The sequence below is a fragment of the Niveispirillum sp. genome (assembly GCF_052437035.1).
Classification (GTDB): Bacteria; Pseudomonadota; Alphaproteobacteria; order Azospirillales; family Azospirillaceae; genus Niveispirillum.
The window spans coordinates 153,691-179,844 of record NZ_JBQVOH010000009.1; the positions used below are offsets into that span (position 1 = coordinate 153,691).

At 64.8% G+C, this 26,154-nt stretch carries 18 protein-coding genes; 11 read left to right on the forward strand and 7 right to left on the reverse strand.

All coding sequences use genetic code 11. The features are described 5' to 3' along the window. Positions 1–61: 61 nt before the first annotated feature. Genes ACT6Q8_RS20345 through ACT6Q8_RS20355 form a run of 3 tightly spaced genes read right to left on the reverse strand, consistent with a single transcriptional unit; the run spans position 62 to position 3,807 of the window. Positions 62–1,576: a peptide ABC transporter substrate-binding protein gene (locus ACT6Q8_RS20345; RefSeq protein WP_444733963.1), complete on the reverse strand. Its 1,515-nt coding sequence runs from the start codon at positions 1,574–1,576 to the stop codon at positions 62–64. Then, positions 1,573–2,919 (reverse strand): ATP-binding protein, encoded by a 1,347-nt coding sequence (locus tag ACT6Q8_RS20350; RefSeq protein WP_444733964.1) that lies wholly within the window; start codon positions 2,917–2,919, stop codon positions 1,573–1,575. The genes ACT6Q8_RS20345 and ACT6Q8_RS20350 overlap by 4 nt, the downstream gene beginning before the upstream one ends. Before the next feature lie 60 nt (positions 2,920–2,979). Next, a complete protein-coding gene (locus tag ACT6Q8_RS20355; protein ID WP_054169002.1) occupies positions 2,980–3,807 on the reverse strand; it encodes an alpha/beta fold hydrolase in 828 nt (275 codons plus the stop codon). Between the two features lie 204 nt (positions 3,808–4,011). Between ACT6Q8_RS20355 and ACT6Q8_RS20360 the strand changes: the two genes are divergently transcribed. The 9 genes from ACT6Q8_RS20360 to ACT6Q8_RS20400 all read left to right on the forward strand — a co-directional run bounded on the left by ACT6Q8_RS20360 (position 4,012) and on the right by ACT6Q8_RS20400 (position 18,243). Next, on the forward strand, positions 4,012–6,465 hold the full coding sequence (locus tag ACT6Q8_RS20360) for an ATP-binding protein (RefSeq protein WP_444733965.1): 2,454 nt from the start codon (positions 4,012–4,014) through the stop codon (positions 6,463–6,465). A gap of 35 nt (positions 6,466–6,500) precedes the next feature. Next, positions 6,501–7,283 (forward strand): acid phosphatase, encoded by a 783-nt coding sequence (locus tag ACT6Q8_RS20365; protein ID WP_444733966.1) that lies wholly within the window; start codon positions 6,501–6,503, stop codon positions 7,281–7,283. Positions 7,284–7,748: 465 nt separating this feature from the next. Further along, entirely contained in the window at positions 7,749–10,814 is a 3,066-nt protein-coding gene (locus ACT6Q8_RS20370) for a TonB-dependent receptor domain-containing protein (RefSeq protein ID WP_444733967.1), read from the forward strand. Positions 10,815–10,873: 59 nt separating this feature from the next. Further along, positions 10,874–12,460: a rhamnogalacturonidase gene (locus ACT6Q8_RS20375; protein WP_444733968.1), complete on the forward strand. Its 1,587-nt coding sequence runs from the start codon at positions 10,874–10,876 to the stop codon at positions 12,458–12,460. A 17-nt stretch (positions 12,461–12,477) separates the two neighbouring features. Continuing rightward, a complete protein-coding gene (locus tag ACT6Q8_RS20380) occupies positions 12,478–13,221 on the forward strand; it encodes an SDR family NAD(P)-dependent oxidoreductase (protein WP_444733969.1) in 744 nt (247 codons plus the stop codon). A gap of 145 nt (positions 13,222–13,366) precedes the next feature. Further along, positions 13,367–14,431 (forward strand): L-rhamnose/proton symporter RhaT, encoded by a 1,065-nt coding sequence (gene rhaT / locus ACT6Q8_RS20385; RefSeq protein WP_444733970.1) that lies wholly within the window; start codon positions 13,367–13,369, stop codon positions 14,429–14,431. Between the two features lie 2 nt (positions 14,432–14,433). Continuing rightward, entirely contained in the window at positions 14,434–16,044 is a 1,611-nt protein-coding gene (locus ACT6Q8_RS20390; RefSeq protein WP_444733971.1) for a glycoside hydrolase family 43 protein, read from the forward strand. Further along, on the forward strand, positions 16,041–17,630 hold the full coding sequence (locus ACT6Q8_RS20395; protein ID WP_444733972.1) for an MGH1-like glycoside hydrolase domain-containing protein: 1,590 nt from the start codon (positions 16,041–16,043) through the stop codon (positions 17,628–17,630). Before ACT6Q8_RS20390 ends, ACT6Q8_RS20395 begins: the two co-directional genes overlap by 4 nt. 25 nt (positions 17,631–17,655) lie before the next feature. Then, complete coding sequence (locus ACT6Q8_RS20400; RefSeq protein ID WP_444733973.1) at positions 17,656–18,243, forward strand: recombinase family protein; 588 nt, start codon at positions 17,656–17,658, stop codon at positions 18,241–18,243. Here the strand turns inward: ACT6Q8_RS20400 and ACT6Q8_RS20405 are convergent. After that, positions 18,240–21,323: a ligand-binding sensor domain-containing protein gene (locus tag ACT6Q8_RS20405; RefSeq protein WP_444733974.1), complete on the reverse strand. Its 3,084-nt coding sequence runs from the start codon at positions 21,321–21,323 to the stop codon at positions 18,240–18,242. The two genes, ACT6Q8_RS20400 and ACT6Q8_RS20405, sit on opposite strands and share 4 nt — an antisense overlap. A 735-nt stretch (positions 21,324–22,058) precedes the next feature. On the opposite strand from ACT6Q8_RS20405, the gene ACT6Q8_RS20410 reads away from it, so the two are divergent. After that, entirely contained in the window at positions 22,059–23,477 is a 1,419-nt protein-coding gene (locus tag ACT6Q8_RS20410) for a M20/M25/M40 family metallo-hydrolase (protein WP_054168994.1), read from the forward strand. Between the two features lie 36 nt (positions 23,478–23,513). Then, positions 23,514–23,936: a CoA-binding protein gene (locus ACT6Q8_RS20415; RefSeq protein ID WP_444733975.1), complete on the forward strand. Its 423-nt coding sequence runs from the start codon at positions 23,514–23,516 to the stop codon at positions 23,934–23,936. On the opposite strand, the gene ACT6Q8_RS20420 is transcribed toward ACT6Q8_RS20415, so the two are convergent. The 3 genes from ACT6Q8_RS20420 to ACT6Q8_RS20430 are packed head-to-tail and all read right to left on the reverse strand — an operon-like array spanning position 23,927 to position 26,120. Beyond that, positions 23,927–24,829: a 2-dehydropantoate 2-reductase gene (locus tag ACT6Q8_RS20420; RefSeq protein WP_444733976.1), complete on the reverse strand. Its 903-nt coding sequence runs from the start codon at positions 24,827–24,829 to the stop codon at positions 23,927–23,929. The genes ACT6Q8_RS20415 and ACT6Q8_RS20420 overlap by 10 nt on opposite strands. 4 nt (positions 24,830–24,833) lie before the next feature. Further along, a complete protein-coding gene (locus tag ACT6Q8_RS20425; RefSeq protein ID WP_444733977.1) occupies positions 24,834–25,259 on the reverse strand; it encodes a hypothetical protein in 426 nt (141 codons plus the stop codon). A gap of 12 nt (positions 25,260–25,271) precedes the next feature. Beyond that, on the reverse strand, positions 25,272–26,120 hold the full coding sequence (locus ACT6Q8_RS20430) for an ABC transporter permease (RefSeq protein ID WP_444733978.1): 849 nt from the start codon (positions 26,118–26,120) through the stop codon (positions 25,272–25,274). Between the last annotated feature and the right edge of the window lie 34 nt (positions 26,121–26,154).

Sequence of the window (26,154 nt, forward strand, 5' to 3'; positions counted from 1 at the left end):
CCGCTTGCGGGAGAGGGAGGGGCCCGAACGCGTCAGCGTTTGGGAGGGTGAGGGCCGGCTGTTACCGCTCCAGCGTCAGATACCGCAGTGGGTGGATGTCATAGGTGTTGCCCCGCCACCCGCCCACGCGGGGCGACACCAGATGCATGGCGCTGCCGAAGGCTACCGGTATCACCCGCCGGCTTTCCAGCAGGGACCGTTCCAGCGCCTGCATCTGTTGCGCCTGTCCGGCCCAGTCCGTCGCCGTCACCACCGCATCCGGCGGCAGGAAGGGGGACAGGGCGTAGAAGGGTGAGTAGGAAATCCAGCTATTGTAAAGGAAACCCTGGAAATCCTTCTGGCGCTGCCGGGTGCTGACCATGCGGGATTCCAGCCCGACCAGATCGGTTTCCACGCCTAAGACCTGTTTCCATTGCGCCGCGATGGCGATGACCCGGCGGCGGATCGCCTCCACGCCGGCAAAGACGATTTCCACGCGCGGCGGGGGTGTTCCGGCCCCATATCCGGCACGGGCCAGGGCGTCGCGGGCCGCCAGACGGCGGGCCTCCCCCGTCAGGACCTTGGGCGTGGGTGGTCTGTCCTGTCCCCACAGGCCGGGCGGGATCAACCCATAGGCGGGCATGGCCCGGCCCTGCGCATCAGCCACCAGTTGATCCCGGTCCAGCGCCAGTTCCAGCGCCTCCAGAAAGGCGGGGTTATTGCGCCACGCCGCGCCATCGGGGTTGGCCAGCAATAGGGAGAGCAGGGTCCAGGGATGGACCTGTACCGCATCGGGCAGGTTGGTACGGGCCCAGTCCAGCATGGGGGCCGGCACCGTGCTGGTGATGTCCAGCTGTCCGGCACGGAACAGGTTCATCTCCAGTTCTGCCTTTTCCGCCACCAGCGCCTCCACACGGGCGATCTTCACAGTGGCGGCGCCATGCCATTGTTCCGCGCGGTCCAGGATGTAGCGATCCTGCAGCCGGTGATCCGTCAGGCGATAGGGGCCGTTGCACATCAAGGTGCCGGCCCTGGCAAAGCCATCACCATGGGCCGCCAGGGTGGGGCCATGGACGGGCAGGGTGAGGCGGTGGGCCAGCACCATGTCGAAATCGGGTACGGGCCGTTCCAGACGGACCACCAGGGTCCGCCCATCCGCCGCCTGGATGCCCAGCCGGTCGGGCGGCAGCAGGCCCCGGCGGATGGCCACTGCATTTTCCACCCCGTCCAGAAGATCAGCGATGCCTGATCGTGTGGCGGGATCAATGGCCCGGCGCCAACCTCGCACGAAATCTCCTGCCGTTATCGCATCGCCATTCCACCAGCGGGCGTCGGTACGCAGATGGAAGACCATGGTCAGGCCGTCGGCGGCATGGTCGACCCGTTCCGCCACGCCCGGCACGGTGCGGCCATCGGCATCGCGGGTCAGCAGCCCCTCGCACAGGTCCAGCAGCAGACGAGCAGCGGAAATCTCGGTTCCCTTGTGCGGGTCCAGCGTTTCCGGCTCTGGCCCGATGGCGACACGCAGCGGTTCTGCGGCGAGGGACGGCAAGGTGAGCAGCAGGGCCGATAGCAGGAGAGCGACAATCCGCATCATCCCAGCACCGATGCCGCCGTGCCGGCGCGGACCAGTGGATTGAGGCTGAGCCCATCGCCGCTATGTTCCAGCATGGATTTGCTGTCCAGGCGCGCCAGCCAGCGGCGCGGCTGATCGGTGCCCGCACGCGACAGGACATTTTCCGCCTCTGCCCGTGTGAACTCTCCGGGCAGGGTGGAGAGGACGCGCAGGGCCATCTGCTCGGTTTCGGTCAGCATGCCCATGGCCCAGGCGATGGACGCACCGACAGACCGATGGCGCGCCGGCCCCGGACGGCGCACGACGGGAAAGGCGCGCATCGGATCGCGGCTTGCATCGGCGGTGGCGGACAGACCCAGAAGGCTGGCGGCACGGGCCGCAATCTCCACACCCAGCGGCACGCCACCCAATCGGCAGCAGATGCGGGCGATGGATGGCTGCGCATCTGCGTCGATATGAAGGCCCGCCGCATTGGCGGCTGTCAGGAAAAGCTCCATGGCCGGTGCTGCCGTCGCGCCGCTGTCGACGGGCACCGCCAGGGGCGACAGGCGCACACAGGCGCTGCGCAGGCGCGAATGGGCGATATGGCTGGTGATCAGCAGGCACAGGCCGGGGCATTCATCCACAAGGCGCTGCACCAGGGTCTGGGCGCAATCCTCCAGCCCCTCTGCACTGTCCAGCAGCAGCAGGGACTGACTGTCGCGCAACTGTGTCAGCAGGGCCGCTGCCGGATCACCCCCCACCGCCCCGCCGAGTGTATTCAGGATATGGGTGGCCAGGGTCGTGGCATCGGGAAACGGATGGCCGTTCATGGAGATCAGCCAGCGCCCGTCGGGAAAATCATCGGTCATGCTGTGTGCGGCAGCCATGGCCAGTCTGGTCTTGCCGATCCCCGACAGACCGGTAATGACCAGCAGCCGATCCCGGCGCAGGCGGCGCATGGTATTGGCCAGTTCCACCTCCCGGCCCGAAAGCGGGGCCAGGGGCAAGGGCATATTGCCTGCTGTCGCGCCACGTATCGGCAGGTTGGCGGTGGCCAGCCGGTAGCCGCGCCCATGCACGGTCAGGATGACGCTGCCGTCGCTGTCGCCGATGGCTGCCCGCAGGCCCGAAATCTGCACCGCAACATTGGCGGGATCGACGATCTGTCCGGGCCAGACACGGTCCAGCAGCTGGGCCGCCGACACATCCTGCCCGGCATGGTCGGCCAGGATTGACAGCAACGCCGTGGCCCGGCGGCCCAGCGGCACAAGGGTGCCACCCCGGCTGGTCAGCCGGCGTGTTTCCCGATGAAACCGGTAAGCCCCGACAGCCAGTTCCGCCGTCAGTCTGTCCTGTCCGAACTGTCCAGGGTCTGGCCGCATCGTCACACCCTCTGCTGCCGTCGCCCCCACCGTCCGGGCGGGGGCGACGGCATGTTAACCTTAAGCGCTGGCGAAGGCCAGAAGGTCGGCGTTCAGCCGGTCCTTGTGGGTGTCCGTCACACCGTGCGGGCCGCCTTCATAGACCTTCAGTTCCGCATGGGGCAACAGCCGCGCTACGGCGCGTCCAGCGGCATCGATGGGCACAACCTGATCGGCGTCGCCATGGATCACCAGCGTCGGCAGGTCCCCGAACTTCTTCAGGTCTTCGGTGAAGTCGGTTTCGGAGAAGGCCTTGATACAGTCATAGGTGGCCTTGTGGCCCGCCATCATGCCCTGCATCCAGAAACTGTCGATCATGCCCTGCGACGGCTTGGCGCCGGGCAGGTTGAAGCCGAAGAACGGGCCAGAGGCGATGTCCTTATAGAGCTGTGACCGGTCGGCCAGGCTGGCGGCACGGATGCCGTCGAACACCTCCATCGGCAGGCCGCCGGGATTGGCATCGGTCTTCAGCATCAGCGGCGGCACCGCGCCGACCAGGGCGATCTTTGCCACCCGCGCGCGGCCATGGCGGGCGACATAGCGCGTCACCTCCCCACCGCCCGTGGAGAAGCCGACCAGCACCGCATCGCGCAGGTCCAGCGTCTCCATCAACTGTGCCAGATCGTCGGCATAGGTATCCATGTCGTGACCATGCCAGGGCTGGCTGGACCGGCCATGGCCACGGCGGTCATGGGCGATGGCACGGAAACCATGGCTGGCCAGATGCAGCATCTGGTTTTCCCAGCTGTCCGAATTCAACGGCCAGCCATGGCTGAAAACCACGGGCCGCCCTGCACCCCAATCCTTGTAATAGAGCTGCGTACCGTCGTCGGTGATGATCGTGCCCATGGCCTTCTCCGTTTCGTATGGATGCCGCACGCGCCATGCCGGTTTCTGGCAATGGCGCCGGAGGAAACTATTCAGCCGGAATGGGCCCCAAGGCTTGTTAAAATAAATAAAATCCTTTTCCGTTTTCGTGTATCGCCCGATAAATTATTGGCCGAATTGACCATTTCGGGATGGAACATGGGTGCCGGGGCGGGCGGAACATATGTGTTGGATCAGGTCCACCGGCGGCTTCTGCGTGATGGCCAGCCGGTGGTTCTTGGCGACCGCGCATTCGACCTGCTGCGGGCGCTTGGCGCTGCCGAAGGACGGGCTGTAACCGCCGCCGAACTGACGGCCCAGGTCTGGCCAGGATTGACGGTCAGTGCCGGCAATCTTCGGGTCCAGGTGCGGGCCCTGCGCCGCGCCCTGGGCGATGACGCCATCGAGAATGTGCCCGGCGTCGGCTATCGCTTGGCGCTGCCCCTGACCGCACCCGGTGTGCCGGACCCGTCACCCGTCGATCTGCTGGTGGGGCGTGAGGCGGAGATGGAGGGGCTGGGTGGCATGCTGTCCCGGTCCCGCCTTGTCACCATCGTCGGGCCGGGCGGGGTGGGTAAGACCAGCCTTGCGCGCGCCGCCACCGCCGCCCTGCCGGAAATCCGCACGGTGCATGTCGAACTGGCGCCCGTGCGGCAACCGGGACTGGTGCCGGTTGTAACGGCGGCGGCCCTGTCGATGAAGTTTGTCGGTGGCGATCTGCTGGGTGCGATCCGCACAAATCTTTCAACGGAACCGACACTGCTGGTGCTGGACAATGCCGAGCATGTCCTGGATGAGGTGGCGGAGTTTGCCGATGGGCTGTTGGGCGCATGCCCCTATGTGCGGCTGCTGTTGACCAGCCGGGAACCGCTGGGTCTGGCGGGCGAGCTGCTGCTGCATCTGTGCCCGCTTGCCTGCCCGCCGGAGGATGAAACCGACCCGGATGTGGTCCGCGCAGCGCCAGCGGTGCGGCTGGTGCTGCGCAACCATGCCCGCGCCGGCTGGCCCCCGCCGGGTGATGCGGACATGCCCGCCCTTGCCCGGCTGTGCCGGCATCTGGACGGGTTGCCGCTGGGCCTTGTGCTGCTTGCGGCATTGCTGCGCGACTGTCCGGTGGACGAGGTGGTGCAGGCCCTGGAGGGCCGGTTTCAGGACCTGCCCCTGCCGGACGATGTGGGATACCGCCATGGCAGCCTGACCCGCATGCTGGATTGGAGCGTGGAGACGCTGTCGCCGCCCGAACGGCTGCTGCTGTGCCGTCTGGCCGTCTTTTCCGGGGCCTGGCCGGTGGAAGCGGCGGCGGCAGTCTGCGGCGCCGCCCCCTTGCGCCGCGATGAGGTGCCGGGGCTGGTGGCCGGGCTGGTTTCCCGCTCGCTGGTGGTGGGGCCGGGACAGCGGCGGGAGCCGGGCCTGCGTCTGCTGGATACGATCCGCCAATATGCGCTGGCCCTGGAACCGGGCTTGATTGACCGGGACCGGCTGCGCCCGCGTGTGATCGACTGGCTGCAAGTCGAGACACGGCGTGTTCTGGTGGCGAAGGGCCATGTCAGGAATGCTGACGAGCGTCTGCGTCTCGACGTAGCCGATATCCGGTCCATGCTGGCCTGGGCGCTGGCGGGGGCGGATATTGTGAAGGGCCAGGAACTGGCCATCACGGCATGCCGGCTGTGGAACTATGTCGGCCCCATGAATGACATGGTTCAGCATGTGGTGCGCGCCTGGGCGCTTTGTGACGATCAGACACCACCTCATATCCGGGCGACCCTTGGTCTTTTGATCCATGGCGAGGGGTTGCCCCTTCGGCTGCCGTTCCATGCCCATCGCGAAACCTATGCCCGTACGGAATTGCCCTGGGCCGTGGCGGCGCTGCGGGCACCGGATGTGCCCCCTTTCTTCTGCATCGATGGTCTGCTGTCCGCCGGGTATATCCGGTGGTACACGGGCGATGCGGCGGCATGTCTGGAACTTTGGGCCGAGGGCGTGGACTATTCCGGCCAACGGGAAATGTATTCCGATCAGGTGCGGCTATTGTCGCTGGCCGGCTGGCTGCGCGCGGAGACGGGCGATCCCGAAGGTGCCCGCCAGGAATTTACGAAGGCCCAATCCATCGCAGAACAGCAAGGCCTGTTTCGCAAACTGCCCATGTTGCGTCTGGCGGAGGCGGAGTTCAGCGCCGGCAACCGTGATGCAGCCATCGAGATGGTGCGACTGGCCCTGACCCTGTCCGAACCGACGATGCCCATCCTGCAACAGACGCTGCATGCCAACCTGTCATCCTACCTGCTGCTGAACGGACAGGTAGAGGAGGCGTTGGTACAGGCGCAGGCCGCCCTGATCATCACACGGCGGGTTCAATACAGCTTCGCCTATTCCTGGACATTGGAACGGGGGGCGCTTCTGGCTCTTCGCCTTGGTCGGCCCGATCTGGCACGGCCCCTGGCGGCGCTGGGTGACAGGATGGTTCGCGCCGATACGCGCAAGCGGGGCGGGGCGGAGCGCGCGCTGCACGCCATGCTGATGGCCGAACTGGAACCTTTTGCAGCGGCGGACGATGCGGTTGATTGGACGGTTGAGCAGGCGCTGGCGGCACTGGCGTCGTTCTATGCCGAACATCCATCCTCCCTGTCTTCCATGACGTGATAGGTTTGCAAGCTTTGACGATGTCCGGGAACAGGATGATGAAGGGTAAGGCACTTGTAAGGGCGGTCCTGGCCGTCACCGCACTGACCACAGCGCTGCCGGCGCTGGCACTGGAGGGTGTTTCCTCCTACATGAAGGACGGGGATATCGACCTTCTGTCGATCCTGCCCGCCGCGCCTAAGGAAGGTGACCCCCGCGCCGAGGCCGACCGCGCCATTTTCCGCGCGACCCGGAAGCTGGAAGGCACGCCGCGCTGGCAGCTTGCCACCAGCGATGTCAGTGAGAAGCCGGATTACATGTACAGCGCCTATAGCTGCGCCATGGGCTTGGAACTGACGGAAAAGCAGGCGCCGGCCCTGACCCATCTTCTGGAAACGGCGGCGGATGACGCGTCCGATGCCAACCGCGCCGTGAAGAAGAAATTCCAGCGTCAGCGGCCCTTCAAGTTCGATGACGGCCCGATCTGTCAGTCGCGGATCGAGGTGATGAGCTTTGATTACCCGTCGGGCCACACCACCCATGGCTGGACCTGGGCCCTGATCCTGGCCGAGCTGATGCCAGAGCGGGCGTCCGCCATCCTGGCGCGCGGTCGTGCCTATGGTGAAAGCCGGATCGTCTGTGGCGTTCACAATGCCAGTGCGGTGGAGGCGGGGCGTCTGTCCGCCACCCTGTCCATGACCCGCCTGCGCTCCTCCCCCGCTTTCCAGGCGGACTTTGCGGCAGCCAGGGCGGAACTGTCCGCCCTTGCGTCCCGGTCCCAGCCGGATGCCGCCCGCTGTCAGTCCGACGCCCAGACCCTGGCGACGCCGGTTCTGTGATCGACCTATCTCGATAGTAGTATTCAGGGGCGATAGGTCAGTCCAGTTTCATGGAGCTGCGGTATTGATGCCCTGAAACCCCGTGAGAGTCGACATTCACCGAAGTCTAAAAGGGTGGCTACATCGCAGTGCAGCGTGAATCACCGCACTGCGATGTGGCATTTTTGCAGCGCCAGCGCTAGACAGCGGTCCTGAGCGTGATCGCATGCCGGCAGTCCAGGCGATCTGCGGCTTTCCGCACCGATCCTGCGGCATCAAACTCTTCAATCTGATTGTATGGAGCAACTGAACATACATTATATCATATAAATATACTATGGGAGCGGTAACAAATTCGATTGACGATCCGCTCTCATTAGATAATAGTGCCTTTCAAAATATGGGATATGCGCTGGGGGCAAAAGGGTGATCCCCGTCCCCCGGCGCGTTGGCAAATCATCGAAAAGCCAAGTAGGGAGGTCACTCGTGAAGAAGTGTGTAGTCAGCCGTCGCGGACGGCTGCTGAGCGGCACCGCCATTGCTGCCGCCGCTTTTGTCGGCGTCGCGTTGCCAGCGTTGGCACAGTCCACCCCCGCCTCGAACGACGTGCTGGAAGAGGTGGTGGTCACCGGCTCGCGCATTCCGCGCGCCTTCTCCGCCCCCACGCCCGTAAATGTGGTGGGCGCTGAAGAGGTGAAGCTGTCCGGTAACGTCAATATCGAGAAGATGCTGGCGCAGTTGCCGCAGGCCGTCGCCTCGCAGTTGGGCAGCGCCACCTCTAACACGGTTCCCGGCGGCTTTGCTGATGTGAACCTGCGTGGCTTCGGGGCCACCCGCAATCTGGTGCTTGTCAACGGCCGCCGCTTCGCCATCTATGGGCCGGAGCAGGTGACCGACCTGAACACCATTCCGTCCACCCTGATTGCGCGCACCGAAATCGTCACCGGCGGTTCGTCGGCGGTCTATGGGTCCGATGCCATCACGGGTGTCGTGAACTTCATCATGCGCGACGATTTCGAAGGTGTCGAAGCCCGCGCCCAGATCAATCTGGACCAGCCGACGACCACCCCGACCTATAACGTCGACATCACGGCGGGCGGCAATTTCGCCAATGGCCGCGGCAATGTCGTGGTGGCCGGCAACTTCCTGGACCGTGGTGCCATCACGCGCGGCGACCGGGGCAGCTTTGCCTATGACAGCCTCTCCGATGGCTGCGTGGTCAAGGGTTCGGGCAGCGCCAATGGCGCCGGCACGCCCTTCAGCCCGCCGGCGGGCCAGGGCTGCGTCGCCGGTGGTGGCGAGTTGGGCTTCATCCGTGGCGGGTCGGGCGATATCCCGAATGGCCGTTTCTCGGGCATTCCGTCCTTTGGCGGGTCCAATGCCGCCCTGAACGCCGCCTACAGCGCTGCCGGTCTGGGTGCGCTGGGCTCACGTGGGTTTACCTTCAACGATGGCGGCACGACGGCCCGCCCGGCGGTGACGCCGCAGGATGATTTCAATCTGGGTCCGGACAATTACCTGATCCAGCCGCAGCGCCGCGTGATGCTGAACAGCTTCGGCCATTATGATTTCACGGACAAGATCCGTGGCTTCATGGAGCTGCATTATTCCAACAACGTGGTCGACGCCCGTCTGGCCCCCACTAATGTCGGCGCGCCGACCCTGTTCAATGTGAACAACCCCTACCTGTCGTCTTCCATGCAGGAAGTCTTCCGTCAGCTGGACCTGGCGGAAACGGGCACGACCACGGTGACCAGCGGTACGGCCACCCGCACCACCACGCGTGGTGATGGTCTGGCCCTGGTCACCGCTGGCCGCCGCTATGTGGAGGTTGGTCCCCGTCGCGCCACGGAACGCCGCAACACCTATCGCGGGGCCTGGGGCTTCGATTGGGATCTGGGAAGTGCTTCGGAGGATTTCCTCTCCGATCTGAACTTCAATACCTACTACACCTATGCCCGGACCGAGAATACGCTGCTACTGCAGAACGCCATTTCGCGCTCCCGGCTGCAGGCCTCGCTGCTGGCCAATGGTACCACGCCGCCGGTCTGTAACATCTTCGGCGCCAATATCTCCGCCGCCTGCCGCACGGCCATCGCCATCAATGCCACCAACTCCACCATCGCCACACAGCAGACGGCCCAGGCCAGCGTGACGGGCAAGCTGTTCCCGATGCCGGCGGGCGATGTCGGTTTCTCCACCGGCGTGGAATGGCGTGACACCAGCGCCACCTTCACGCCCGACAGTTTCCTGGCGTCGGGCGACGTGGCGGGCTTCAATCCCGGCCTGCCGACCCGGGGCAGCACCAGCGTCAAGGAAGTGTTCGGTGAGCTGAACATTCCGCTGCTGCGCGATCTGCCGATGGTGGATGCGCTGGAGGCCAATGGTGCCTTCCGCTATTCTGACTATTCCCTGTCGGGTATCGGTTCGGTCTGGACCTATTCCGGTGGTCTGGATTACCGCGCCACCAGCGATATCGCCTTCCGTGGGCAGTATCAGCGCGCCATCCGTGCGCCGAACGTGAACGAGCTGTTCGGCGGCATCAACCGCGTGGTCAGCGTCGCCACCGACCCCTGTTCGTCCCGTGCCCCGGCGGCGCAGCAGACGGCGGCGGTGCGCGCCATCTGTGCGGCGACGGGCGTTCCCACCGCCAATATCTTCACGGCGGCGGTGCAGCCCAACACCATCTTCGGTGCCGATTTCGGCGGCAACCCGAACCTGCGTGAGGAACGGTCCGACACCTACACATTCGGCACCATCCTGACGCCGGAATTCGTGCCCGGCCTGAACCTGTCGGTCGATTACTTCAAGATCAAGCTGGACGGCGCCATCTCGGCCCTGGGCGGCGGTCTGCAGAACACCCTGAACCTTTGCTACAATGTCATTCAGGACGCGGGCAGCGAGTTCTGCCAGGCCATCAAGCGCAACCCGACCACGGGCGAGATCAACGATCCGTATGTGGCCAAGATCCTGAACGCCAATACGGGCCGTTTGCAGACCTCGGGCATCGATCTGGCGGCACGCTATTCCTTCGCCGCTGATTTCGGCTTCCCCGGCCTGTCGGATGTGTCGTCCTTCGACATCTCCACCAGCTACACCTTCCTGGATGATTTCACCTCCACCCCCGTGGCGGCGTTCCCCAACATCCAGAACCATTGCGAGGGCTCATTCGGCCCGACCTGCGGCCAGCCGCTGCCGGTCTGGCGGGGCAGCACGCGCGTCAGCTGGAATGTCGATGCCTTGCAGCTTTCGGTTCGCCATCGCTATGTCGGCAAGGTGACCACCGACCGTTACATCGTGCCGAAGCGGCAGGGTTCCGCCGCCACACCGGCCCTGGACAGCATCGCCTACCCGACGCTGGCCGCGCAGAACTACTTCGACGTCTCCTTCAACTATGATTTCAGCGACAGCCTGCAGGTCTTCGGCGGCGTGAACAATGCGTTCAACAACCGTCCGCCAATCACCACACAGGGGCCGAACGCCAACACCTTCTCCGCCACCTATGACGTGCTGGGACCTGAGTTCTTCCTGGGTGCTACGGTGAAGTTCTAAGTCAAGAAACCCCTCTCCCGCCCTTGGGCGGGGGAGGGGGCATGATCGGGAGGGTGAAGATGTTCGACCGCCGTTCGCTTGTCATGGGTGCCGGGGCAATAGCCGGTGCCGGCATGGTTGCCGGGGCCGCCACCGCCAAGACCCAGCCGGCCCAGGGCGGGCCGTTCCAGGTCTTTCAGGCCGATATCCGCCAGTTCGGGGCCAAGGGCGACGGCAGCGCCATCGACACGCCCGCCATCAACAAGGCCATCGATTATGTGGCCGAACGCGGCGGCGGGACCGTCTATTTTCCGCCCGGAACCTATGCCTGCTACACGATCCGGCTGAAAAGCCGCATCACGCTTTATCTGGAACAGGGCGCCACCATTCTGGCGGCAGCCCCCAGCGAAAACCAGGGCTATGACCATCCCGAACCCATCCCGGAATGGAACAAGTATCAGGATTTCGGCCACAGCCACTGGCGCAACAGCCTGATCTGGGGCGAGGGGCTGCATGATGTCGCCATCATCGGGCCCGGCCTGATCTGGGGCAAGGGGCTGGGGCGTGGCGATGGCAAGGATAACTGGCTGAAGGACCCATCTGGTCCTGGCACCGGCAACAAGGCCATCGCGCTGAAATGGTGCCGCAACGTCCTGCTGCGCGATTTCAAGGTGCTGGAGGGCGGGTGGTTCGCCCTGCTTGCCACGGGTGTGGACAATATGACCATCGACAATCTGCTGGTCGATACCAACCGCGACGGGTTCGATATCGATTGCTGCAAGAATGTCCGGGTCACCAACTGCACCGTCAATTCGCCCTATGACGACGCCATCTGCCCCAAATCCAGCTTCGGCCTGGGCGAGGCGCGGGTGACCGAGAACCTGACCATTTCCGACTGTCTGGTGACGGGCAATTATCAGGTCGGGTCCGTCCTGGACGGCACCTGGAAAAAGATGCCTGCCGATTTTGCGCCCCTGATCCATGGGCGTATCAAGTTCGGCACGGAAACCAATGGCGGCTTCCGCAACATCACCATCACCAACTGCATCTTTGAGGATAGCCGCGGTTTGGCGTTCGAGACGGTGGATGGCGGGGTGTTCGAGGATGTGACCGTCAGCAACATCGCCATGCGCGGCATTGTCGATGCGCCGATCTTCCTGCGTCTGGGTAAGCGCATGCGGGGGCCGGCGGGGGTGCCCGTGGGCAGCCTGAAGCGCATCCTGATCCAGAATGTGGTCAGTTCCAGCGCCACCATCCTGCCGTCGGTCGTGGCGGGCCTGACGGAAAAGCCCATCGAGGATCTGCGCATCGCCGATTGCTATTTCCATCATGTCGGCGGCGCGCCGGCTTCCATGGCGCAGATCAATCCGCCGGAGGCCGAGATGGCCTATCCGGAGGCCACCATGTTCGGCGATCTGCCGGCCACGGGCTTCTTCATCCGCCATGCGCGGCGGGTGGAGATGACCAATGTCGAGATCGCGGTGGAGGCGCCCGACCCGCGTCCGGCCATCCGGCTGGAGGATGTGAAGGACGCCGATTTCTTCCGCTTGCGTGTGCCACGCGCCGCCCCTGCCTTCGCGTTGAAGGATGTCGTCGATTTCCGCAGCACGGGTGCCCGTTGGCTACCCGACCGGATCAATGACGGCCCGATCAACGGTACCTTCTAATCCCGAGGTCTCTTGAGATGAGCAGTTTTGCTGGGCGCTTTTCGGGGCGCAGTGCGATCATTACCGGGGGCGCGTCCGGCCTTGGGCTGGCGGTTGCCCGCCGTATCCGGGCGGAAGGGGGGCAGGTCACCCTCTGGGACCTGAATGCCGATGCCCTGGCCGCCGCCGATGTGGATGCAGCCCACACTGTGGCCGTGGATGTCGCCGATGCCGCACAAGTGGCCGTCGCCACGCTTTCCAGTGTGGCGGCGCTGGGCCATGTCGATGTCCTGATCTGCTCCGCCGGGATCACCGGGGCCACGGCGCCTGTGCAGGATTTCCCGCTGGATAGCTGGTACCGCACCATCGCCATCAACCTGCATGGCGTCTTCCATTGCTGCCGCGCCGTGGTGCCGCACATGCTGACGCGTGGTTATGGCCGCATCGTCAATATCGCGTCCGTCGCCGGCAAGGAGGGCAATCCCAATGCCTCTGCCTATTCGGCATCAAAGGCCGGGGTGATCGGTTTTACCAAATCCTTGGGCAAGGAACTGGCGACCAAGGGCGTGATCGCCAACAGCCTGACGCCCGCCACCTTTGAAAGCCCGATCCTGGATCAGCTGCCGTCAAGTCAGGTGGAGTACATGCGCTCCCGCATCCCCATGGGCCGGCTGGGCATGGTGGAGGAAAGCGCCGCCATGGTGTGTTTCATGGCATCGCAGGAATGCAGCTTCACCACCGCCGCCACCTTCGACACCTCGGGCGGTAGAACCACATTCTAATTTTTTCACCATAATCTAAGATCAAAATTCATAATGTGAGAAATTTGCCGTATAAATCACCAGGCGGGACGCCGTCAGCGTACCTTATGCCAAGGCACCACAGAGGCGTTCAGCCCGATAAGGTGAAATGGGAGGATAATCAGGCATGGTTGGCAATCCGTTGCTGGGCGTTCTTTTCCACTGGTTGGGCGGTCTTGCCTCGGCCAGCTTTTATGTCCCCTACCGCGCGGTCCGGCGCTGGTCGTGGGAGATTTACTGGCTGACCGGCGGCATCGTTTCCTGGCTGCTGGCCCCGTGGTTCTTTGCGTCGGTGCAGACCAATGATCTGCTGGGCGTGCTGTCGGCAACGCCGACCCCGACCCTGGTTTGGCCTGTTATCTTCGGCATGCTCTGGGGCTTTGGTGGCCTGACCTATGGCCTGACCATGCGCTATCTGGGCCTGTCGCTGGGCATGGCCGTGGTGCTGGGCCTGTGTACCGTGTTCGGCACGCTGATCCCACCGCTGTTCCAGGGGGATTTCAAGGCCAAGCTGATCGACACGGCGGGTGGCAATGTCATCCTGCTGGGGCTGGCCGTCACCTTTGCCGGCATCGTCGTCGTCGCCCTGGCGGGAGCGCGCAAGGATGCGGCCCTGTCGGAGGAGCAGAAAAAAGCGGCGGTGGCGGAGTTCGACTTTGTGAAGGGCGTCGCGGTCGCCACCTTCTCCGGCATCATGTCCTCCTGCTTTGCCTTCGGGCTTGCGGCGGGGGAACCGGTGAAGGCGCTGTCGGCGGCGGCGGGTACCGGTCCGCTCTGGACCGGTCTTCCCATCCTCTGTCTGGTGATGTTCGGCGGGCTGATCACCAATGCCGTCTGGTGCGGCATCCTGATCAACCGCAACAAAAGCGCGGGTGAATGGCTGGGCCGGACCAAAGACGCTGGCGAGCGTCCGCCGCTGGCCGCCAACTTCGTGCTTTGCGCCATTGCCGGTGCCGCCTGGTACTTCCAGTTCTTCTTCTACACGATGGGTGAAAGCCAGATGGGGGCCTATGGCTTCTCCTCCTGGACCCTGCACATGGCCTCCATCATCATTTTCGGCACGCTCTGGGGCTTTGCCTTCAAGGAATGGAAGGATGCGCGGCCTTCCGTGCGGCTGATGGTCTGGTCGGGGGTCGGCCTGCTGGTGCTGGCCACCATCATCATCGGTTACGGCAATCAGATGGCGGGGTGAGGATGATGCGCCGGTTCCTGCTGTCCACCGCCTTGTCTGTCGCACTGTTGTCGCCGCTGGCGGTACGGGCGGCGGAGCCGGCGACCTATGCCAACCCCATCCTTTATGCCGACTATTCCGACCCGGATCTGATCCGGGTCGGGGATGAGTATGTGATGGTGGCGTCCAGCTTCCATTTCTCGCCCGGCATTCCCGTGCTGAAATCCCGCGATCTGGTGCATTGGACAATCGTGGGCCATGTCCTGCCCAAGCTGCCCTTCGCGCCTGACTATGACATGCCGGGTCCGTTCCAACTGGACGACACCAAGTCCAAACCGGTGGGTGGCACCCGCTATGCCAGTGGCGTCTGGGCGCCGTCCATCCGACACCATAATGGTCAGTTCCATGTCTATTGGGCGACGCCGGATGAGGGCGTGTTCATGTCTACGGCGCAAAGGCCGGAAGGTCCCTGGACAGCGCCGGTCCAGGTGATCGCCAAGCCGAAGCTGGAAGACCCTTGCCCTTTCTGGGACGATGACGGAACCGCTTGGCTGGTCCATTCCGTGGTGGGCGCCGGCCCTATCATCCTGCACCGCATGAGCGCCGATGGCAAAAGCGTGCTGGATGAAGGCAAGATCATCATCCAGGACAAGGAGAAGCTGCCCATCCTGGAGGGGCCGAAGCTTTATAAGCGCAACGGCTTCTACTACATCTTCGCGCCCATCGGCGGGGTGGAGAAGGGGGTGCAGGTGGCCCTGCGCTCCCGCTCCATCCACGGTCCCTATGAATGGCAGGTGGTGCTGAGCCAGGGATCAACGGCCCTGGAAGGCCCGCACCAGGGCGGCTGGGTGGAAACCCCGTCGGGCCAGGGCTGGTTCGCGCATTTCAATAGTACGGGTGCCTTTGGCCGCATCGTGCATCTGCAACCCGTCGAATGGGTCGATGACTGGCCCGTCATGGGCAAGCGGCTGGCCGATACCTATGGTGGGGAGCCGGTGTCCGTTCATCCCATGCCCGATACGGGTACGGCCCCGACGCGTGACCGTTTGCAGGACAGCGACGAATTCGCGGCCAAATCCCTGGGCCTGCAATGGTCATGGAACCATAACCCGGATGACAAGGCGTGGAGCCTGTCGGCACGCCCCGGCTTCCTGCGCCTGACAGCGGGAAAGGCGGAGCAGATCACGACGGCCCGCAACACCCTTACCCAGATTCTGCAAGGCCCCGACCGGCGCATTACCGCGCGGTTGGATATCACCGGCCTGAAGGATGGGCAGCGGGCGGGCCTGTCATTGTTCGGCGTTCGGCCCAGCTGGATCGGCGTGGTGGGGGAGGGGAAGCAAAAGCGCCTGACCCTGTCATCCGCCGGGGTGGAAACGCCGGGGCCGGTTTTGAAAGCCAGAACTGTGCAATTACGGGCCGAGGTGACGGAGGATCAGAAGGTCCGCTACGCCTACAGCCTGGATGACGGCAAAAGCTTCCAGCCGTTTGGAGAGCCCATCCAACTGGCCCGCTTCTCCTGGTGGAAGGGCTCCCGCCCCGCCCTGTTTACCTTCACGAAGGGGGAACCGGGGGGCGTGGTGGATGTGGATTGGATGCGGCTGGAGCCGTTGAGCAAGGGGGATGCGCGATGACCCACACACTTTCCCGCCGTGCGCTGCTGTCCGCCGGTGCCGCCGGTCTGGCCAGCCTCTCCTTGCCGCGCGGCGTGTGGGCCGGGGATGCCCAGATGGCCGATGCCCCGCGTTTCAGCACCGGCAACAGTTCCTGGCAGACAGCCTATGACAAGGCGCTGGAGGTGCTGGCCAGCAATGTCCAGGTCATGCCCTATGTCACCAAGCCGGTTCTGATCGAGGGAAGCGTTTATCGCGGCATCTGGCAGGAATGCGGCCCGCATGAGGCGCTGGTCTATCGCAAATTCCGCCCCGACGTGGCGCGCAACAGCCACCTGACCTTTTTTGAGCTGCAACGTGCCGATGGGCAGTTGCCGGCCAATAACAAAGTGGCGGAAACCGGCTTTGGCCAGATTCAGATGGTGGTGCCCATCGCGGCCACCGCCTGGGAACTGGCGCGCGACACCGGCGATGGGGAGTTGCTGGAAGCGGCCTACCGGGCCTGTGGTGCCTGGGACGGCTGGTTGATGCGCTATCGCAACACGCGCGGGACCGGTCTGGTGGAAGGGTTCTGCACCTACGATACCGGCCATGATAACAGCCCGCGCTGGGCCGGGATGCCCAACCAGTGTCCCAACAAGGATGCGCGGCGGCATCATGATCTGCCGTCGCTGCCGCGCCTGTGCCCGGACCTTTCGGCCACCATCTATGGTGCCCGCCGCGCCCTGGCGGAGATGGCCCGCGCCCTGGGCCATACCGCAGAGGCCGACCGCTGGACGGAGCAGGCGGAAGTGATCCGCCGCCTGATCCTGTCAAAGCTGTATGTGGCCGACGATGCCGCCTTTTATGATCTGGATGCGGAAGGCAAGTTCATCCGCGTGCGGTCGGATGTGATCAGCCGGGTCTGTGGCGAGCATGTGGTGGACCAAACCCTGTTCGATACGCTGTGGACACGGCAGCTGCATAATCCCAAGGCCTTCTGGGGCAAATATCCGCTGTCCTCCATCGCCATGGATGATCCCGCTTTCGTGCGGCCCATTCCGGCCAATAGCTGGGGCGGGGCCAGCCAGGGGCTGACGGCGCTGCGCGCGCCCCGCTGGATGGACCATTATGGGCGTGCGGCGGAATTTACCGAGATGATGGACCGCTGGTGCGAGGCGATCCAGACCGACCTGACCTTCCGTCAGCAGATGGACCCCGATACCGGTATCTTCACCCATGGGGAGGATCATCCCAACTACTCCCCCACCGCCCTGGTCATGGTGGATTACACTTGGCGCCTGATCGGTGTGGTCGAGGAACCCGGCAGCTTGTCTTGGAACATCCGGCCCGGCCATAAGGCCGCGCAGGGGGCCCGCCTCTCGCTGCCCTTGGATGGCGGTGGGTCGGCTTCGGTTGCCTATGACACCAAGGGTGCGGACCTGACCCTGTCGGGCAGGCCATTGGCACGGCTGGAAGGTGGGGCGGCCCGCCTGATCACCGCCAAGGATGGGACGCCACAGGCATTGCTGAGCGTTTCGCCCCAGGCACAGCGCATCTCGATGCGCCTGCCCGGCCGGGCGGTCCGGCATTTCAACCTGAAACCCAATCAACGCCTTGTAATTTAGTGAGGCGAAGCGGAGGGAGGCGCACATGCTGATCGGATATGCCCGTATCTCCCGCCCCGATGAAACGGGGATTGATCGCCGGCTGCACGACCTGCGGTCGGCGGGGTGCGAACGTATCGTGATGGAGGCGGCGTCGGCGGGCCGATGGGACCGGCCTGAACTGCACCATCTTCTGGACGGCCTTTCACCGGGCGATGTCGTGGTGGTCACGGGCCTGGATCAACTCTCGCGGTCGTTCAAGGAGGTGTTGCACCTTCTGGACCGCATCGCGCGGGCCGGGGCCGGGTTCCGCAGTCTGGCGGAAGGGATCGAAACCATGGGCCCCGCCGGCCATATGCTGATGCGGATGATCGGGTCCTTCGCGGCGTTTGAGCGTGTGATGCTGCTGGAGCGCACGGGGGCCGGCCTTGTCAAGGCGCGGGCGGCGGGCCGGATCGGCGGGCGCCGCCGCAAGCTGGATGCCAAGCAGCGGCGGGAGATTGCAGAAAGCATCCTGTCCGGTGACCGCACGGGCGCCGAAATGGCCCGCCAGCATGGCATCAGCCAGCCGACCGTATCGCGGATCGTGGCAGAACATCGTTTGTCTGCCGGGCTTGGGCAACGCAGCGTTTAATCCCCGCCTGCCTGTTCCACCCGGTTGCGCCCGCCCTGCTTGGCGGCATAAAGCGCATAGTCGGCGCGGGCGTAGAGGCCGTCGAAATCCTCTTCCGGGCGCAGTTCGGCGATACCCAGGCTGGCCGTCACGCGGATCGTCTGACCATCGGTGGTAACCTCCCCATGCTCAATGGCCTGACGCAGCCTTTCGGCCAGCGGCATGGCGCCCGCGATATCGGTGTGCGGCATCAGCAGGGCGAACTCCTCCCCCCCGATCCGACCGATCAGGTCGGTGCCGCGCATATGGTCTGACAGAAGCTTTCCGGCCATGGCCAAGGCGGCGTCGCCGCCCGGATGGCCAAAGGTATCATTGACCCGCTTGAAATCATCCAGGTCCAGAACCGCCAGCGACAGGGGCGTGCCATGGCGCTGTGCCAGATCGATCATCTGTCCGGCGCGTTCCATGAAGTGACGGCGGTTGGCGCAGCCGGTCAGCGGATCGGTCATGGCCAGCTGTTCCAGCATTTCATTGGCCGAGCGCAGGTCGGCGGTGCGGTCGGCGATCTGCTGTTCCAACTCCACCTGTTTTTGCCGCAGATAGGCGGTGCGCCATCCGACAAGGCCCGCCACCGCAGACAGTCCGGCCAGCAGGGCCAGCAACCGCACCCAGAGAAGCTGATACCAGGCCGGCATGACCCGGACCGTAAGGGCCAGGGCCTGATCGGTCCACAGCCCGTCACGGTTGCTGCCGCGCAGGCGCAGCGTATAGGTGCCCGGCGAAAGGTTGGCATAGACGGCCAGCCGGCGGCTGGAATCGGTGGCGATCCAGTCGCGGTCATACCCCTCCAGGCGATAGGCATAGAGGTTGCGTTCCGGGGAGGTGTAATCGAGTGCCGCGAACTCCAACGCCAGGCTGTTGGCCTCTGGCGTAATGATCACCGGCGGTGCCGGTGCCGTGGCATGGTTGAAAGGTGCAACGGGCAGCGGCGTGCCGCCGACACGCAGGTCGGTCACAACGATGGGCGGGCGGAAGCGCCAAGGGGGCAGGGTGCCGGGGCGTGTGACCGTGATACCTCCCTTGGCACCGAACAGGCCTTCCCCCTCCAGGCTGGTGGCACCGGCGCCTACGAAATAATCGACCAGCGGCGCGCCGTCGGCCCGGCGCACGGGCCGTACTGTCATAGCAACGGGATCGATCAGGGCCAGACCATCATCTGTCCCGGCCCAGATGGCACCCGACCCATCCATCTGCAAACTGTCGACATTGGCATGGGGCAGGCCATCAGCCGTGCCCAGGCGGCGGAACCGGGGCCGCCCCTCCGCATCGCGCCCGGTCATCAGGGCAAGGCCGCCCCCGAACGTGCCAACCCAAAGCCGCCCCTGCCGGTCGAACAGCAGACAGGAGACGAACCGCGCCGGCAGACCCATCGGATCGGTCGGTGCCGCCGGGATCAGGCTGCTGGTGCGGGCGGTGAGGTCGATCAGCACCAGCCCGTTGCGGGTGCCGACCCATAGATCATCCCCCTGGCCGCGCCGGGTGACCGTGACGCCGGGATCGGGCAGGTGCAGCCCGTCCGCCCGGCCCAGCACAACCGTGCCGATGCCATCCCCCCCGCCGGGTACCACGCCCCAGATGCCATCATCTTCCCCGCCGATCCACAGAACCCCCTCTTCGAACGACAGGGTGGTGACCGCTGTGTGCCGGTCACGACCCGGTATCGTGGTCAGCCGCAGACCCGACCGTCCGGGTTCGCGGATGTAAAGGCCCCGGCGGCTCGCGAAATAGACGCGGCCATCGGCATCTTCGGCAATGGCGAAGACGGCATCCTGGGGCAGGCCGGCCTCCGGATTGTCCTGTTCGGGCGTCACGGTATCGATCAGGCCCTTCACCGGATCGATAAGGTCCGCACCACCCGTCAGGTAACCCAGCCAGAAACGCCCGTCGCGTGTGGGCCGGATGACGGAGACGTCGCTGCCGCGCGGCGCCTTGGGCCGCAGGGTGCCGCCGAAAATGGTCGAAACGATACCGCTGTCGAAGGGACGGTATGACAGCCCGCCCGTCGTGCCCACCCAGACCGATCCCGCATCATCGCGCAGAAGCGACCAGACATCATCATGGACCAGACTGTTGGGCAGCGTCCGGTCATGGCGAATGGGGCGCATTTCCAGGCTGCGCAGGTCAACCGCCCAGATACCGCCACCGCGCAGCCCAACCCACAGTTCCTGCGGTCGCACCAGGGACAGCGCCGACACGCCCCGTGCCGCACCGACCAGGGGGCCTGCATCGACGGGGCGCAGGGTGCTGTCACCGGTGTCCAGGAAGAAAAGACCACCGCGCCGGGTCCCAACCCACAACCGCCCCTGATCATCCCGCAACAGGACCGAAACGCCCCCCGTACCCTCCGCGATCGGCAACAGGGTGAAACTGCCGCCGGCATCGTCGCTGCGGGCCAAGCCCTTTACCGTGCCAACCCACAGGGTTCCCTTATCCTCACGCAGCAGTGACAGGACACGTCCCACGGGCAGGCCGGCTTTGGTTGCATTCTCCCCCGTCAGATGCCGGACCTGATTGCTGCTGCCGTCCAGATGGTGCAGCCCTTCATCCGTACCGATCCACAGGCCGCCCTGGCCATCATCGGAAAGGGCGCCGATATGCGTGCGCTGGCCGGCGGGTTTCAGGGCGACGGGAATGAAGGTGTCGGTGGTGCCGTCGAAGCGCGACAGGCCGCCGGCGGAGCCGCCCACCCACAGGTGTCCGGCCTTGTCCACGAACAGCCGCTGGACCCAATCATCGGGCAGGCTGCCGGGTTGTGCCGGGTCGGCGCGGTAGGTGCGGAAACGGTACCCGTCCCAGCGGGCCAAACCGCCCTGAGTCCCGATCCAGATGAAGCCCTGCCGGTCCTGCGCCAGCGTTGTGGGCACGATATGGGGCAGCCCCTGATCGCGGCCATAATTCTGGAACACGGTATCGGCCAGCGCGTCCCAGCGCTCCGCCGCTGCCGGCAGCGGCAAAAGAACAAGGATAAGACAGGTAAAGATTAGGCAAAGGAACCAGCCGCCGCTGTCCTGACAGTTCTTGACGGGTCCGCGTGAAATCAAGATGCGGCTGTCCTTCCCCTTATCGCCAAGCCGATGATAGCAGAAGAAACAGCCAAAGCCATTGCGCCTTAAGGCTCTAACAGCCTTTCCGCAAACTCTGTGGGGATGGAGTTGCCATACGGTGGAATGCAGGGGCCATAGATGGTGCTGCGCATACCGAGACGGTGAAGTTGATGCTTGTGCGCCCTGGGTACAGCCATCGTCGGGAAGCCGACATCGGGGCGTTCCACAAGACAGGCCACAAAAAGAAAACCCCCGTAGCTGGATGCGCCTACGGGGGTCTTCTCAATTCCGAAACCACAAGGACCTATGTCAAAGCGCGGTTTCGGGATGGTTGCTGCGATATATCAAGTAATCGCCAAGTTATGCTGCGGTGGGGTCATGTTTTTACACACCCTCCCAGTCTACGGAGCGCAGTCGATCGCCGGACTTACTCGGCCGCCCACTGCGTAGGGGGCGTCTTTACCGTCAAAATCACCCTCCGTGTCTTTGTTACGATTTGATGGTGCGCCCGTTGCGCATGGGCGTCAAGCGTTTTTGTGGGGTGCCTCCACACCCTATCCCAAAGGTCACGACATGGCGAAACTATGCAAGCGGGCGTCTGCGCGCCATCAATGGTGGCACGCCCAATTGTGACCGTGACAAATCCCTTGTTCCCCCAACGGCCTGCTGGGTTACCCTTTCGGCAATCCGGGGTGCCTGCCATCCCCGCCGTCCGTTGAAGGAGCCTGTGCCTTGAAGCGTTTCGGTTTTCTGCTGGCCGCCGGTGTGGCGTTGCTGGCCCTGGGGCAGCCGGCCTTCGCCGCCGATGCCAATGTCTTTACCCCCGCCACTCTGAAGGCCAGCAGCGATATCCAGGCCAAGGCTATGGCCGGGTCCGGTGCCTACGGGTTCGTCGAATCATTGACGGTGCGTGTCGGCCCGCGTCTGGCGGGGTCGCCCGCCGCCAAGCTGTCGCATCAATGGGCCGAAGCACGGTTCAAGGAACTGGGGCTGGCCAATATCAAGGTCGAGCCGTTCACGGTGGATGGCTGGGAACGCGGGATCGAGCATGCGTCGATCCTGACCCCTGTTGCCCATCACCTGCATGTCACGGCTCTTGGCCATTCCGTAACGACCCCGCCAGAGGGTATCACGGCCCCTGTCGTGCGGTTTGACACGCTGGAAGACCTGGAGGCCGCACCGGAAGGCAGCCTGAAAGGCAAGATCGCCTTCGTCGACAAGAAGATGAACCGCCTGCAGGATGGCGGCGGCTATGGCGAGGCGGTGGGCGTGCGCGGCAAGGGGCCGGAGGCGGCAGCGCGCAAGGGGGCGGTCGGTCTGCTGATCCGGTCCATCGGCACCGACAGCCACCGTTTCCCCCATACCGGCATCACCCGCTATGCCGACGGTGTGACGGCCATCCCCGCCGGTGCCCTGTCCAATCCCGACGCGGATCAGCTGAACCGCGTGCTGGCGCTGGGTCAGCCGGTGTCGGTGAAGATGGTCCTGTCCAGCCAGGCTATGGGGCCGCTGTCTGACGCCAATGTCATGGCGGAGATCAAGGGCCGCGAACTGCCCGAAGAGATCGTGGTGATCGGCGCGCATCTGGACAGTTGGGATCTGGGTACCGGCGCCCTGGATGACGGGGCCGGGGTTGGCATCGTCCTGGCGGCGGCCAAGATCATCAAATCTATGCCGCAGGCCCCGCGCCGCACCATCCGCTTCGTCCTGTTCGGGGCGGAGGAGGTGGGGCTGGTCGGTGCCTATGCCTATGCCAAGCAGCATGCCGCCGAACTGCCCAAGCATCAGGTTGGGACAGAGGCGGATTTCGGTGCCGGTCCCGTCATCACCTTCAATGCCAACTTCCGGCCAGAGGCGAAGCCCGTGGCCGACGCCATCGGCAAGGCGCTGGCCCCGCTGGGCATCGTGCCGGGACGTGGCTCCAGCAGCGGCGGACCCGATATCGGGCCGCTGGCGGCACAGGGGGTGCCGACGGGCGGCCTGGGCCTGGATGGCACCGACTATTTCGATTACCACCACACGGCTGACGACACGCTGGACAAGGTTGACCCAAAGAAGCTGGATCAGGCCACGGCGGCCTTTGCCAGCTTCGCCTGGCTGGCGGCGGAAGCACCGATGGCCCTGGGACCAGTGCCCAAGAAGGCGGAGTGATAAGCGACCAAGGTCAAATGAAAGGGATAGCGGCCCATGAACCATGACCATTATTCCGATGATCTGATCCGCCATGTTCTGGACAGCGCCCGCACCATTGCGGTGGTGGGGGCGACGGCGGATCCGGCCAAGCCCAGCTTTTACGTGATGAAGTTCCTGCATGACCGTGGGCATCGGGTGATCCCCGTGAATCCGGCGCTGGCGGGGCGAACGGTGCTGGGGCAGACCGCCTATGCCAGCCTGGCCGACCTGCCGGAACGGCCCGACATGGTCGATATCTTCCGCCGGGCGGACGCGGCGGGGGAGGTTGCGGTGGACGCGGCCCAACGCGGCATTCCTTTCATCTGGATGCAACTGGGTATCCGCAATGATGCGGCGGCGGCCAGGGCGGAGGCGCTGGGCAGCACCGTGATCATGGACCGTTGCCCGATGATCGAGGTGCCGCGCCTTTACCGCTGAGGCTGCTCCACCGATACGGCGGCCAGGATCAGATCGTGGACGGTCTGGTTGACCGGTGTCGGGATGCCGTGGGCGGTGCCGCGCCGGATGATCACGCCGTTGCGGGCATCAAGCTCCATGGGCCGCCCCGCCATCCGGTCGGCCAGCAGGGAATTGATCCCCGCCGGTGCCGCCGCGCGGCAGGCATCCATCACCTGATCCACCGTCTGATCATCCAGCTTGGCCCCTTCGGCGCGGGCAACCGCGACGCATTCGGCCACCAGGGCGCGCATCACCGGTGCCGCCCCCGCATGATGGACGATACCCGCCGGCTGCCGCAGCAGGGCCGACACCGCACCGGCGGCATTCAGGCACAGCTTGCGCCAGACGACCGTGGTGAAATCGGCATCTGCCGTCACCTTGATGCCGGTTCCGTCGAACAGGGTGATGAAGCCGGCACTGTCCGGTCCCTGCGGCACCACCATGATGCCGGCGGCGCGTTGCAGGACGCGACCAGGGCCCAGACGTTCGGCGGGGATGTCCAGCATCACGGGCAGGATGCGGGCCGGGTCGACAAGGGTCCCGAAATTCGCCACATGCTCCACCCCGTTTTGAAGCACGGCCAGCCGCGTCTGCGGCCCCATCAGGGCGGGCAGCCAAGTGCCGGCGATGGCGGCGCTGTCATAGGCCTTGGTGGTAGCGATCACCCAGTCGACGGGGTGGGTCTCCGCGGGATCAGCATACAGGGACGGGGTGGCGGTGACGGTGCCGTCCGGCCCCTGCACCTCCAGGCTGCTGAAGCCGCCGGTGCGCAGGCACAGGCTGACATCCAGCCCGCCGCGGGCCGACAGGCGGGCAGCGATGACGGTGCCGATGGCGCCCGCCCCGACAATGGCAATACGTGGCATGGACATGGCTTCAGGTCCTGTAGAACAGCGCCCAGATGGCCAGGGAAACGGCCCCGAACAGAAACGCCAGCATATAGGTCTTCACCGGCACGGGCACCTTTTCGTCGGGACCGGCGGGGCCGCGACCCTTGGCCGTGCCGGCCCCTTTGCCTTTGGTGGGCTGCTGCTTGGGTTTCGCCCGCTCGCTGCCCGCCACCACGGTCGGCTTGGGCCGGTCGCCCTTGCGGGGGTCGTGCAGCTCAATCAGGCGCCAGTCGAAATCGGCCAGGGCCTCATCGCTGACGAAATCCACCTGGATCAGGCGGACGGGACCGGCGCCGTGCAGGTTCACGGCATTGCGGAATTCCATCTTGCCCTGGCCCAGATCATCGACCAGGGACAGGGTTTCCCATTTCGCCCCTTTGGGCCGCTGTATCGCGTATTTGCGTTCCGCCAATTGATGCCCCGACTATTCACCCGCCTGCAACAGCGCGCCGCGCTGCCGCGCATTGCGGAACGCCCGCAGGAAATATAGGGAAGCCAGCCCCAGATAGAAAAGATTAAGAATGACGGCCAGCCCCAGCATCCGCCATTCGATGGTCCCCTGATACAGGACGGCCCGCATCCCCTCGAACACATGGGTCGATGGCAGGGCCATGGCGACATATTGCACCGCCGGCGGCAGGGCGGAGACGGGGTAGTAGACGGCGGAGAAGGGGGCCAGCACGAACACGGCCATCCAGCACAGCGACTCCGCCCCCAACCCGTGCCGCAGAATCATGCCTGATGTCAGCAGCCCGACCGCCACGCCCAACATCATCAGATTGGCGAAGAACGCCGCCAGCGGCAGGCCAAGATCGAAGATCGAGATGTCGAAGAACAGAACGGCCAGCACCACCGGCGGCGCCACGCCCAGGATGACGCGGATGAACCCCATCACCACCAGCGACACCACCCATTCCCAGGGGCGCAGCGGGCTGACGAACAGGTTGCCCAGGTTGCGGGACCAAAGCTCCTCCAGAAAGGTGATGCTCATCCCGATCTGGGTGCGGACCAGCACCTCCCACAGCAGCACGGCAGAGATCAGCACGCCAGCAGCACCAGCCAGCAGCGAGGTCTGACCACGCAGGAACTGCGACATGAACCCCCAGACCAGAAGCTGCACCGTGGGCCAGTAGCAAAGCTCCAGCATGCGCGGCCAGCTTTGCCGGATCAGGAACCAGTTGCGCATCACCATGCCCATGATGCGCCGGGGCGATCCGCCCAGGAAGCCGGGGGCATAAAGGGCGTGATCGGACGGGGAGGTCGGATTCTGCATTACGGGCCGGAGAGTAGCGCACCGCCTTGAAATG

What these genes read in the sequence shown, in the direction of transcription:
- ACT6Q8_RS20420 (WP_444733976.1), bottom strand. Translation starts at nt 24,829, where the DNA reads ATGTCCATGCCACGTATTGCCATTGTCGGGGCGGGCGCCATCGGCACC.
- ACT6Q8_RS20350 (WP_444733964.1), bottom strand. Translation starts at nt 2,919, where the DNA reads ATGCGGCCAGACCCTGGACAGTTCGGACAGGACAGACTGACGGCGGAA.
- ACT6Q8_RS20395 (WP_444733972.1), top strand. Translation starts at nt 16,041, where the DNA reads ATGACCCACACACTTTCCCGCCGTGCGCTGCTGTCCGCCGGTGCCGCC.
- rhaT (WP_444733970.1), top strand. Translation starts at nt 13,367, where the DNA reads ATGGTTGGCAATCCGTTGCTGGGCGTTCTTTTCCACTGGTTGGGCGGT.
- ACT6Q8_RS20365 (WP_444733966.1), top strand. Translation starts at nt 6,501, where the DNA reads ATGATGAAGGGTAAGGCACTTGTAAGGGCGGTCCTGGCCGTCACCGCA.
- ACT6Q8_RS20390 (WP_444733971.1), top strand. Translation starts at nt 14,434, where the DNA reads ATGATGCGCCGGTTCCTGCTGTCCACCGCCTTGTCTGTCGCACTGTTG.
- ACT6Q8_RS20430 (WP_444733978.1), bottom strand. Translation starts at nt 26,120, where the DNA reads ATGCAGAATCCGACCTCCCCGTCCGATCACGCCCTTTATGCCCCCGGC.
- ACT6Q8_RS20415 (WP_444733975.1), top strand. Translation starts at nt 23,514, where the DNA reads ATGAACCATGACCATTATTCCGATGATCTGATCCGCCATGTTCTGGAC.
- ACT6Q8_RS20380 (WP_444733969.1), top strand. Translation starts at nt 12,478, where the DNA reads ATGAGCAGTTTTGCTGGGCGCTTTTCGGGGCGCAGTGCGATCATTACC.
- ACT6Q8_RS20345 (WP_444733963.1), bottom strand. Translation starts at nt 1,576, where the DNA reads ATGATGCGGATTGTCGCTCTCCTGCTATCGGCCCTGCTGCTCACCTTG.
- ACT6Q8_RS20375 (WP_444733968.1), top strand. Translation starts at nt 10,874, where the DNA reads ATGTTCGACCGCCGTTCGCTTGTCATGGGTGCCGGGGCAATAGCCGGT.
- ACT6Q8_RS20400 (WP_444733973.1), top strand. Translation starts at nt 17,656, where the DNA reads ATGCTGATCGGATATGCCCGTATCTCCCGCCCCGATGAAACGGGGATT.
- ACT6Q8_RS20355 (WP_054169002.1), bottom strand. Translation starts at nt 3,807, where the DNA reads ATGGGCACGATCATCACCGACGACGGTACGCAGCTCTATTACAAGGAT.